This window comes from Eubacterium sp. AF15-50 (assembly GCF_934835595.1).
In the GTDB taxonomy this organism is placed as follows: domain Bacteria; phylum Bacillota; class Clostridia; order Lachnospirales; family Lachnospiraceae; genus Eubacterium_G; species Eubacterium_G segne.
This window is the reverse complement of record NZ_CAKVZL010000066.1, coordinates 1-12,551: the sequence shown is the minus strand read 5'-3', so window position 1 is coordinate 12,551 and position 12,551 is coordinate 1. Positions and strand designations below refer to the sequence as shown.

Here is a 12,551-nt window from a genome sequence, read left to right as displayed (position 1 = left end):
CAATATATGGGGCGAAAAGGAATAAAAAACTTTTATCTATATGAAGATAAAGGGGTGTGTTTTATTAGGGTGAGGGATTATGATGACATTGGTATTGGTAATTGGTATTGGCTGGAATACATAAAAAAAGTCGCAAATCACAATACAAAAGTTCATCAAAGTTATAAGGTAAAATTTGAAATGAGGAGTGAAAGAAAAATATGTGCCTTATACGGGAAGATGCTTATTATGAAAAACGGAAAAATAATTTTAAAAGTCAAATCCGGAAAACTTGTGAATAAAAAACTGAAGATACGAAAAAGATACAAAATAGTATTAAAACAGTTAGATGAGAATAGCAAGATTGATATTTATAACTAATAAATGATAACCTCAGGGGAATTTCATAAGAGAAATTCCCCGATTTTATGCCTATTGTAAGGAATGGTGGGCTATGATATAATCGTAAGAATGAGCAACAAAAAGAAAAAAACAGAAAGAGGATAGTTAAATGCCTAAAGTATCAGTGATAATACCAACATATAATGTTGAACCATATTTAGTAGAATGTATGGAGAGCATTACAAGACAGACATTAAAGGATATAGAAATCATTTGTATTAACGATGGTTCTACAGATGGTTCATTAAAAATTCTTCAGGAATATGCAGCAAAAGATGACAGAATTAAAATAGTAGATAAAGAAAACGGCGGATATGGAATAGGAATGAATATCGGCCTTGATATGGCTACAGGAGAGTATATAGGAATATTAGAGCCGGATGATTACGTGGCAATTACTATGTATGAAGATTTATACAAGGTGGCAAAGGACAATGACCTTGACTTTGTAAAAGCGGATTTTTACCGTTTCCAGAGGGGTGAAACAGGAAATATGTATCTGGTGTATAATCACCTTTCAAAGAATCCGGAGGATTATAATAAGTTATTTAATCCAAGTGAAACTCCGGAGGCACTTCTTTACATTATGAATACGTGGAGTGGAATTTATAAAAGAGACTTTATTGAAAAATACGGTATCAGACATAATGAAACTCCGGGAGCATCCTTCCAGGACAATGGATTCTGGTTCCAGACCTTTGTATACGGAAAGCGTGCCATGATTATAGATAAGCCTTATTATAGAAATAGGAGAGATAACCCTAATTCATCAGTTAAAAATCCTGAAAAGGTTTATTGCATGAACGTAGAATATGACCATATTAGAGACATTCTTATGAAGGATGAGGAAATATGGGAAAGATTTAAATATATGTATAGCGTAAAGAAACTTCACAACTATTTTGCCACAATTAGAAGAATTAGTGATGAGTTCAAAGAAGAGTACATTGGAAGAATAAGTGAGGAATTTAAGCGGGCGCAGGTTAAAGGCGAACTGAAAGAAGAAGTTTTTGATGAAAAACTTTGGGAACAGTTACAGCTCCTTATGGCATCACCAAAGAAGTTCTATCACGAGTTTGTTATTGAACCGCAAATCAGGGCAAATGCAAATCCTGATGAGGATATGAGAAGAGAATTAGATGACATAAAGAATTCTACTACTTATAAGGTAGGAAAGGCATTAATGTATTTGCCTTGTCATGTTAAGGAACTCATTAAAAGGGGTAAATAAATGGATAATATTAAGGTTTCGGTTATTCTGCCGGTATATAATGGAGAAAAATATATAAAAAAATGCATGAAGTCTCTTATTGATCAGACTTTAAAGGAAATAGAGATTATATGTGTTGACGACGGCTCCGTTGATGGAACATTGGAAGCTTTAAAGGAATATGAGAATTTAGACAATGTTACGGTTATTACACAGGAAAATGCAGGTGCCGGAGCTGCCAGAAATAAAGGAATGTCATATGCTAAAGGTGAGTATCTTTCATTTTTAGATGCAGATGATATTTTTGAAAAAGATATGCTGGAAGTAGCATATAATAAGGCTGTAGAAGATAAGGCAGATATGGTGGTATTTAATTCTGACCAGTATTACGAGGAAACGCAAGAGTACAAAAAGGCTGACTGGACTTTAAGATATGCAAAGATACCTCCATACACACCTTTTAAGCACAGACAAATGACAGACAATGTTTTTAAGGTTTTTGTAGGCTGGGCATGGGACAAGCTGTTCCTAAAGGAATTTGTGGACAGATATGCCTTAAAATTTCAGGAGCAGAGAACCAGCAATGATATGTTTTTTGTGTTTATGGCAACGGTGCTTTCCAACAGAATTACTGTTGTACCAAAGGACAAAGTTTTGGTTCATCAGCGGAGAAACAATGCAGTTTCCCTGTCTAATACAAGAGAAAAATCATGGCAGTGTTTCCATGAGGCTCTTAAAAAACTGAAACAGGGACTTGTGGAACATGGCATATACAAAGAAGTGGAGCAGGATTATATAAATTACGCACTTCACTTTAGTTTGTGGAATCTTAATACAGTTTCCAAAACAGTATATGATGATATGCTTAATAAATTAAAAAATGAATGGTTTACGGAGTTTGGAATTACAGGCAAGCAGGAATCATATTTCTATAACAAAAAAGAATATAATCAATATATGAAATTAATTTCAGAATAAATGAATTATACCTGAATGCAGGAGGATTTTAAGTAACAAATGAAGGAGAATATAAAGGTTTCTGTTATTATACCTATGTATAATGCCAGAGAACATGTAAGGGAATGTCTTGACAGTTTAACAAATCAAACATTAAAAGAGATAGAAATTATATGTGTTAATGATGGTTCCACAGATGATACTCAAAGTATTTTAGAAGAGTATGCCAAAAAAGATGAAAGAATAGTTATTTTAAATCAGGGAAATTTATATGCAGGAGTTGCAAGAAACAATGGAATGAATCACGCATCAGGTGAGTATCTTATCTTTTTAGATGCAGATGACTTTTTCAAGCCGGAAATGCTTGAAAAAATGTACAACAAGGCGGTTTCCCATAAGGCAGATATCTGTATTTGTAGCGTTATTGCATATAGCGAAAGGGATAAAGAATATAGAGAGTCCAATCATTATTTAAGAGAAGACCTTCTGCCGGAAAATGTTCCTTTTTCACCTAGAGATGAAGAAATAAGGGACAGTCTTTTTCAGATGACTATTCCTGCACCATGGAATAAATTATTTAAAAAATCCTTTATTAATCAGGAAGGAATCACCTTTGACACCCTAAAAAGGGCTAATGATTTATATTTTTCATATCTGGCAATGGCAGTTGCTGAAAGAATTACCGTTGTAAGTGACAAGCTTGTAAACTACAGGGTAGATTTGGAAAGCAGTCTTCAGGGAACCAATAAGGGTGGAACTTTGGAGTTTTTTACCGCTTTAAACCATCTGAAAAATGAACTGGAAAAAAGAGATTTATGGGAAATATTTGAAAAAACATATATAAACAGGGCTCTTAATACATGTCTTTTTAATTTAAACAAATGTGGTACAAAACAGGCATATGTAAGAGTATATAACAAGTTAAAATACAATATTTTTTATACTTTAGGAATCCTTGAACACTCAAAGTCGTATTTTTATGTTAAAAATCAATTCTCCATGATGGCAAGAATTGTTGAAAGAAAAGCAGAGGATTTGTGGGAAATCCTGCAACAGGAGGCTTTAGCCCAAGTTAAGCTGGCGCCTTATGTGAATTTGGAGGAGTGGACAAGACCTGAAATTACTGAAAGTAACTTTAAATACAAGGTATCTGTAATTATACCGGTATACAATGTGGAACAATATATTGGTGAATGTTTAGATTCCGTTATTAATCAGACGCTAAAAGAAATAGAAATTATATGTGTCAACGACGGTACACCTGATAATTCAGTGGAAATAGTAAAGAAATATCAGGAAAAAGATTCACGAATTAAGCTTATAAATAAAGAAAACGGTGGATTATCTTCTGCCAGAAATGCAGGGATTAAGGCTGCAACAGGAGAATATATCCTGTTTTTAGATAGTGATGACACCTTGGATAAACAGACGTTAGAGTATCTTTATTATGAATGTAGAAAAGACAATTTAGATCAGATGTTCTTTACTACTAAGGAACTGGAAAATTGTGATGGTACAACAATCAGGGATGATCAGTATATAAGAAAATATGATTATTCAGGAATTTTCACAGGACCTGAAATATTTGGAAAATGGGTGGATAATGCAGAGTTTAAGCCTTCTGCATGTCTTCAGATAAATAGAACTGAGTTTTTAAGGCAAAACAATCTGGTATTTAAAGAGGGAATTATTCACGAGGATAATCTTTTTACCATACAGTGTCTGTATTTTTCTAAAAGGGTAAGATATGCAAATGCAAGATTTTACATTAGAAGGGTAAGGGAAGATTCCATAATGACAGGGACCCAGAACTTCAAACATTCCCTGCATTTGTACTATATTATTATGGAACTTGAGAAGTTTGCCTTTAAGGAAAATGTTAAGCAAAACAAAAACTATTATGACTCTCTTTTAGTTCAGATGGAAAGAATATTAAAGGTGGCTGCGGACTATATAAAGGACTCTGATGAAGAGGAATTAAGGCAGTATATTTATTTCCTTAATGAAGAGGAAGGCATTAATTTCTACAGCTGTGTTGGAATTTTGTCAGAACTTAGAAATTCAAACCGTGAGCTGTCAAAACGTGCCAGAAACATGGAAGAAGACTACAGAGTTTCAAGGTTTAGAAATTACATGCAAGGCAAGAAAAAAGAGAAGGAAATAAATGCCGTAAAAGAAAGCTTCCGGAAAAATAGTGAAATGCAGATATCTCACATTAAAAATTCTGCAACTTTCAAAATGGGAAAGGCAATTACATTCCTTCCGCGGAATATAAAGAAATTGTTTAAAAGAAATTAGCGAGGCTTATATATGGGAGTTTTTCGGGATAAAATAAAGAAAATACCTTTTGTTACAAAAGTATATCGCAATATAAGTGGTGCAGATAAGCGAGAAATAATGGCATTGCTTAAGGAAAATCTCGCTGCTCAGGAAGAAAACCGGAAACTTGTTGAAAGGGTAATTTCACAGCAGAAGCTAATTAAGGAAAAATTGGCACAAAGTGAAACAATCCGTGAAGATGTTATAAATGAAGTGACAGATTTAAACAGGGAAACGGAAAACAAAATCGCTGAATTGTTAAAAAATGCGGAGCAAAATTTGACAAAATCTGTTGACAAGATTTGGAAGAATTATTATGCTGAACTTGTACGCCGTGATTACTGGAAGGTTAAACCTGAAGAAATAAAACGCATGGCAGGAGACAGAAAAATCTGGATTATAAAATGTCCTGCACCGGATAGCAATGCAAAGGCAGGCTGGGGGGATTTTTATTTCGCCAATTCATTAGCTAAAAATCTTGAAAAATTAGGAATATATCCGGTGGTGGATTTGTACGAAGATTGGTCTTGCGAATTAATGGCAGATTGTGTTATAGTTCTCAGAGGCTTGAAGAAATATCATCCTGACAGAAGAAATGCAAAATGCAGGTACATTATGTGGAACATTAGTCATCCGGATAATATAAGTAAGGATGAATATGAATTATACGATGCAGTGTGCATTGGTTCAAGATATTATGCAGACAAGCTTAAGGAAGAATTAAGTGTGCCTGTTTATTCTTTGGAACAGTGTACAGACACGGATTTATTTTATCCTGATGCATCAGACAAAAAGCATAATTACATTTTTGTGGGAAACTCCAGAGGAGTTCCAAGGGAATGTGTAATGTGGTCGGTGGATATGAGACTTCCTATAGAAATATGGGGAGGCGGATGGGAGCCGTTTTTAGGAAAGGAGTGCCCGAATGTGGTTGGGATAAATGTTCCAAACGACAGACTTCCGGACTTATACAGAACGTCTTACGCCACCATTAATGATCACTGGGATGATATGTTAAAATATCAGTTTATTAATAACAGGATTTTTGATTCAGTAGCCTGTGGACTTCCTGTTATAACGGATTATTGCGAAGATTTGTATAAAATCTTTGGCGACAACATTCTTTATTACAGAAATGAAGAGGAATTCAGACAATGTATTTTAAAACTTGAGGATAATTATCCTGAAATAAAGAAAAATACATTATCAATGTGGGATATGATAAAGAAGGAATATTCTTTTGAAGCCCGGGCAAAACAACTTTTGGATATTGTAAAAAATAATTAATGACAATATAAATTATTTAAAAAATTAGGAGGACTACATGAGTAAATACGATTATCTTATAGTAGGAGCAGGACTGTTTGGAGCAGTTTTTGCCAATGAAGCAACAAAGGCAGGAAAAAAGTGTCTCGTAATTGACAAGAGAGACCATATTGCAGGAAATATTTACTGCGAAAAAATTGAAGGTATAAATGTTCACAAATACGGAGCACATATCTTCCACACCAGCAACAAGAATACATGGAATTATGTAAACCAGTTCACTGAATTTAATAATTACATTAATTCACCTGTTGCCGTATACAAGGATGAGTTATATAACCTTCCTTTCAACATGAACACGTTTAGCAAAATGTGGAATATTAAGACACCTAAGGAAGCTCAGGCTATTATTGAGGAGCAGAAGGCTGACTTAAATATTACAGAGCCTAAAAACTTAGAGGAACAGGCACTTTCATTAGTTGGTAAGGACATTTACCAGAAGCTTATTAAAGGTTACACAGAGAAGCAGTGGGGAAGAGACTGTACAGAACTTCCTTCATTTATTATTAAGCGTCTTCCACTTAGATTTACCTTTGATAACAACTATTTCAATGACAGATTCCAGGGAATCCCTATGGGTGGATATACACCTATCGTTGAAAAGATGTTAGAGGGTAGCGAAGTAATGCTTAACACAGATTACTTCGAGTTTATTAAGGATAATGCTGATATTGCAGACAAAGTTGTATATACAGGTATGATTGATGAATACTTTGGATTTAAGTTAGGCCATCTTGAGTACAGAACAGTAAGATTTGAGACTGAAGTTCTTGATGAGGAAAACTATCAGGGAAATGCAGTTGTAAACTATACTGAAAGAGAAGTTCCTTACACAAGAATTATTGAACATAAGCATTTTGAATACGGAAAACAGCCAAAGACTGTTATTTCAAGAGAGTATTCTTCAGAATGGAAGCCGGGCATTGAGCCTTACTATCCTATTAACGATGAAAAGAACGGAAACCTTTTTGCTCAGTACAAGGAATTAGCTGATAAGGAAGAAAATGTTATTTTCGGCGGAAGACTTGGAAATTACAAGTATTATGACATGGATAAGGTAATTGAAGCTGCATTAGAATGTGCTAAGGAAGAGTTAGCATAGTTTGAATAAATAATACTAAACTAACTACGTAGAAAATTGCAGGTTATAGATGTAACCTGTAATTTTTTATATTACAGGTTTTATAATTGGGATAATTCCTAATTTAAAATAAATAAAAAAGAAAGAAAGGGTAAAAATTATGAAAGGAAGATTATTAAAAGTTACCAGCGGCATTTTAGCCGTAGTTATGAGTTTTTCCTGTATTGGCAGGATTAATTTGCCGGTTGTGGCAGAGGAACACACAGCACACATTATTGAGGCAGGGGATTCCTATGAAGGAAATCCATTAAAGGGGATGTTCCCTTTTAGTGAAAGTAATGTGGCAATTCCACATAGTTTGGAATGGTTTTATATGCCTGTAAAGGATGTACAGACAGGAATGAATGAGTTTGACTGGAGCAAATTTGAAAAGAAATTACAGGAAACAGCATCAAGAGGACATCAGGCAATTGTAAGATTTTATTACGATTATCCGGGGGAAGAAACCGGTGTACCACAGTTTTTAATAGATGGTGGTCTTAATATGAGATATTACAATGAGCCGGGAGATTTAGGAGGAGCAGGATATTGTCCTGATTACGAAAATAAAACATTTAGACAGTCTATGAAAAATTTTATTGAAGATTTTGGTAAAAAGTACGATGGTGACGGAAGACTGGGATTTATAACTCTTGGACTTTTAGGATTTTGGGGGGAATGGCATAATTGGCCGTTTAATGGCTCAGATTCCACTAAGGCTAACTGGAGTATATCAACTACTGTCTACAAGGAAGTTTTAGATGCATTTGATAACAGCTTTAATAAAACGCAGTTAGTTGTAAGGGAGCCAAAAGATGGAATTGATTTTAGCAAATATGATGTAGGATATCATGATGATTCCTTTGGATACGCTACATTGTCAAAGGCAAATGGCGGTCAGTCATGGAGTTTTTGGCAGAAAGTAAAAAACGGAAAAGATCAGAATAAGTGGATGACCAATTGCATTGGAGGAGAGGTGTACCCTCCAAGTCAAAATGTAATATTTTCAGGAGTCACACCGGAAAAAGGGGGATTTCAGGACTTTGACAAATGTATTGAAGAAACCCATGCATCATGGATGATTTGTGCAGCAATAAGAAAGTATAGTGGAGTTACATTAGAAAATGCCAGAAAGGCATCTGTGAAAATGGGATATGACTTAAGGGTTTCTAAGGCTTATTATGACAATATAACTACAACGTCGCCTTTATATCTTAAGGTTGATATAAAAAATATTGGTGTGGCACCATTTTATTATAATCATGAATTGTGGCCGGTGGAAATTGGAATTAAAAAGGGAGATAGTGTTGTAAAAACATGGCGAACTACATGGGATTTGTGCGATATTGCAGCAGATGGAAAGGATTATTCTTTTGAGGATGTTATAAATAATCCGGACTTAGAAGCAGGTGACTATTCTATAGGAATTAAGGTTATAAATCCCGTGGAAAATGGCAATATTTTAGGATTTGCCAACAAAAATCAGGGAGCAGACGGGTGGCTTAATCTTGGAGATATACGCGTTACCGAAAAAGGCAGTGAAAAGGAAACATCCACATCTAAATTGCCGGAAGAAACTACTGTAAAGCCACAGGAAACAACTACAAATAATCAGGAAACCACAACTGTAAACAGACCGGAGGAAACTACAACAGCCATACTGTCCATTTCAGCGACGGAAAATGATGAAAATATAAGCTGCCACATAGAAAACAGTAGTGGATGCACATATTCACAATTATACATAGATGCCGATAATAATATTAACACAGGATATAAGAAGGAAAATGCAGGTTTTGAATACATGGTGGAAAATGGAGTACTATATTACCATGCTTCAAATGACAGTGATTGGGGATGGAGTGAAGTTTCAGGTGCCGGTATCAAAGTTACTAAAACTGAAAATGAAATGGAAATTAACATAAGTAAGGATAGTCTTGGAAGCATATCAGAAGGCGCAAAAGTATGGTTCAAGGCACTAGATGCATCATGGAATGTTATGTCAACTACAACTGTGGAAGAAATTCAAAAGAATTTATCAGATAAAATTGTTATATCAGATGATATGGAAATTAACGGCTATCAGATAAGTACAACTCTTGGAGGAATGAGAACGGTTTATTCATTAAATGACACCGTAGAGGGACAGGAGGTATCAGAGGTAGGTTTAATATATGGATTAGGAGAAAAAGAAAATATTGCTTCTGATATGTTTGCAAAAACAGACAGCAACAAGGTTTATGTCTCAAAAGGTACAGAAGAAGTAGGAAGATTTTCTAATGCATTTAGCAAATCACGAAGCTACGCAATGACAGTGCTATTTGCAACAGATATGGTAGAAGAATTTACTACAAACTATTGTGTTCGGGCATATGCAAAACTTAAGGATGGGACATATGCATACACAAATGTTTATCAGTACAATGTATATGATATAGCAGATAAACTGTATCAGGGTAAGCAAATGAACAACTATAATGCCCATAATTACTTATATGAGAATATTCTAAAAAAAGTAAAAAAAGATTATGAAATAATAGATTACGATTGGAGCGCAACTGTTACAAAATAAAACTGGTATTATAAATATGACGAAAATTGACTATACAGAAAATACCAGAATGTGAATATAATAAACCCCACAAGTACATATGAGAGGAGTATTCACAATGAAAACAAACAGTGTAACAGAAAAAACGTTTGGAAGAGAGCAGATTATTCGCATTGTTATAGCAGCAATCGCCATAGCATTAACTTATGTGTTTACGGCTTTTGTAAACATTACATTGCCTATTGCAATAAATGGTGGTCTTATTCACCTTGGAAACGTGCCACTTTTCCTTTTCGCAATTTTATTTGGTAAAAAAGTAGGAGCATTAGCCGGAGGTATTGGAATGGGATTGTTTGATTTATTATCCCCTTGGGCTATATGGGCACCTTTTACATTAGTAATTGTTGGATTAATGGGATTTGTAGTAGGTCTTATTTCAGAAAAGAAAAAAGGCTTCGGCTGGAGCGTATTTGCAATGCTTATGGCATTGATAATTAAAATAGTAGGATATTATTTTGCAGAAGTAATTATTTATGGGAACTGGGTTGCACCGTTTACATCAATACCCGGAAACATTATTCAGGTATTTGTTGCAGCAGTAATAGTTATGATAGTTATTGAGCCATTAAAGAAAGCTAAAAATTCATTAATGCCTCAGTAGGATTGGAGAATAAATGTACAAAATAATGACACCGGGGCCTACACAGGTAAAGGAAAATGTCAGAATGGCAAGAAGCCTTGAGTGTACAAATCCGGATTTAGATGAAGGTTTTGTTGAATTTTATAAAGAAACCTGTGAACTCATAAGCAGTCTTTTAGGAACAAAAAACGAGACACTTATATTAGACGGTGAAGGTATTTTAGGATTAGAGGCAGCTTGTGCCTCCATGACTGAGCCGGGAGATAAGGTTTTAGTTCTTGACAATGGCATTTACGGAAAAGGATTTGCAGATTTTGTGTCCATGTATAGTGGAAAGCCGGAGCTTTACACAGTAGATTACAAAAACACTATTGACGTGGCACAGTTAGAGGAATACCTTGAAAATCATCATGATTATAAGTACGCAACGGTGGTTCATTGTGATACCCCTAGCGGAATGTTAAATGATATTTCAAAAATCTGTCCTTTATTAAAGAAATACGGAATAATGACAGTTGTGGATTCAGTTTCAGCAATGTTTGGAGAGCCTGTAAATGTAGATGAATTTAAAATTGATATTTTATGTGGAGGTTCCCAGAAGGCAGTTTCCGCACCTCCGGGACTTACATTTGTTGTGGTAAGTGATGATGCCAAAAAAGCGATAGATAACAGAAAAACACCTATAGCATCATTTTATGCTAACTTAAAGGTGTTTGAGGGATATTACGAAGCAAAATGGTTCCCATATACCATGCCAATAAGTGATATTTATGGACTTAGGGCAGCCTTTGACAACATAAAGGCAGACACCGAAATGCTTAAGAGACATGAGGTAATTGCTAATGCCTGCAGAAAAGCCATAACAGAAGCAGGTTTAAAACTTCACTTAGAGTCAGGTTTTTCAAATACCGTTACAGTATTTGATGTGCCAAAGGAAACTACAGCTGGTGACATTTTAAAAGTAATGAGAGAAGATTACAACATTATGCTGGCAGGTTCCTTTGATGAACTGGCAGGACAGGTAATCCGTATCGGACACATGGGCTCAAATGCCAATTTAGATGACATGAAGGAAACAATGGATGCATTAAATGAAACACTAATTAAACTTGGTGTGGATTTAAAGGGCAACATTGGAGAAATATTTAAAGCAAATATTTAATTTAATATAATTTTATGATACCGGTTTGGTTTGGAAGGTGATTTGCAATAGTCAATGAAAAACGGAACCGGTATTTTGTTTTAAAATGACAGCAATTGAGGTATACTAGCCATGGAATAAAATTAAAGGAAAAATTCATGGGTAATAGAAATATATTAAAATTATTGTTATCGTTTTTGAAAATAGGTTTGTTTACTTTTGGTGGCGGATATGCCATGATTCCGTTAATACAGCGGGAAATGGTTGAAAAGCACCAATGGATTACTTCTGACGAATTATTGGAAATGGTGGCAATTTCAGAAAGCACACCGGGGCCTATTGCAGTAAATATTGCAACTTTTGTGGGATACAGAGTAGGGGGAGTCATAGGTAGCTTTTGTGCTACTGTGGGAGTAATTCTTCCGGCTTTCTTTATTATAGTGGTGATTTCCCTGGCAATTAAAAAGTTTGAAAACCTCAAGATGGTACGTTACGGGTTTATGGGAATCCGGGCAGGAGTTTGGGCACTTATATGTAAGGCATTAGTAAGTATGTACCGGGAATGTGGCAAAAATCCATTTTCATATATTGTAATGGCAGCAACTTTTATTTTAGTGGCTTTTCTTAATGTTAATGTTTTGACGGTTTTAATTATGTGTGCCGGGGCAGGACTTATCTATTATTCAGTAATAAGGGGGAAGACTAAATGACGCTATTAATAAAACTCTTTATTACTTTTTTTAAAATCGGACTTTTCACCTTTGGGGGTGGATATGCCATGCTTCCAATGATTCAGGAGCAGGTTCAGACCAACGGATGGATTACGTCTCGGGAATTAGTTGATTTTATTGCTGTAAGCGAAAGTACACCGGGACCTTTTGCCATTAATATTTCAACATATATAGG

11 protein-coding genes are annotated in these 12,551 nt (G+C 35.0%); all 11 read left to right on the top strand.

The annotated features are described in order from the left end of the window. Nucleotides 1-360 (top strand): hypothetical protein (locus Q5O73_RS07945; protein WP_302669420.1); only part of this gene is annotated, 360 nt, incomplete at its 5' end. Between the two features lie 130 nt (nt 361-490). Further along, complete coding sequence (locus tag Q5O73_RS07940) at nt 491-1,612, top strand: glycosyltransferase (protein WP_302669419.1); 1,122 nt, start codon at nt 491-493, stop codon at nt 1,610-1,612. Beyond that, entirely contained in the window at nt 1,613-2,569 is a 957-nt protein-coding gene (locus Q5O73_RS07935) for a glycosyltransferase family 2 protein (RefSeq protein ID WP_302624026.1), read from the top strand. A gap of 39 nt (nt 2,570-2,608) precedes the next feature. Beyond that, nucleotides 2,609-4,846 (top strand): glycosyltransferase, encoded by a 2,238-nt coding sequence (locus Q5O73_RS07930; RefSeq protein ID WP_302628982.1) that lies wholly within the window; start codon nt 2,609-2,611, stop codon nt 4,844-4,846. A gap of 12 nt (nt 4,847-4,858) precedes the next feature. Then, on the top strand, nt 4,859-6,154 hold the full coding sequence (locus tag Q5O73_RS07925; protein WP_302669418.1) for a glycosyltransferase: 1,296 nt from the start codon (nt 4,859-4,861) through the stop codon (nt 6,152-6,154). A gap of 37 nt (nt 6,155-6,191) precedes the next feature. After that, on the top strand, nt 6,192-7,295 hold the full coding sequence (gene glf / locus Q5O73_RS07920) for a UDP-galactopyranose mutase (RefSeq protein WP_302669417.1): 1,104 nt from the start codon (nt 6,192-6,194) through the stop codon (nt 7,293-7,295). Nucleotides 7,296-7,434: 139 nt separating this feature from the next. Continuing rightward, nucleotides 7,435-9,885, top strand: coding sequence for a hypothetical protein (locus Q5O73_RS07915; protein WP_302669416.1), 2,451 nt, complete (start codon nt 7,435-7,437; stop codon nt 9,883-9,885). A gap of 97 nt (nt 9,886-9,982) precedes the next feature. After that, entirely contained in the window at nt 9,983-10,525 is a 543-nt protein-coding gene (locus Q5O73_RS07910; RefSeq protein ID WP_021952278.1) for an ECF transporter S component, read from the top strand. Nucleotides 10,526-10,538: 13 nt separating this feature from the next. Next, nucleotides 10,539-11,666 (top strand): alanine--glyoxylate aminotransferase family protein, encoded by a 1,128-nt coding sequence (locus Q5O73_RS07905; protein WP_302669415.1) that lies wholly within the window; start codon nt 10,539-10,541, stop codon nt 11,664-11,666. Nucleotides 11,667-11,803: 137 nt separating this feature from the next. Then, nucleotides 11,804-12,355: a chromate transporter gene (locus tag Q5O73_RS07900; RefSeq protein WP_302669414.1), complete on the top strand. Its 552-nt coding sequence runs from the start codon at nt 11,804-11,806 to the stop codon at nt 12,353-12,355. Next, nucleotides 12,352-12,551: chromate transporter (locus tag Q5O73_RS07895; protein WP_302669413.1), on the top strand; the 200-nt coding region annotated here is incomplete at its 3' end. The genes Q5O73_RS07900 and Q5O73_RS07895, both read left to right, overlap by 4 nt.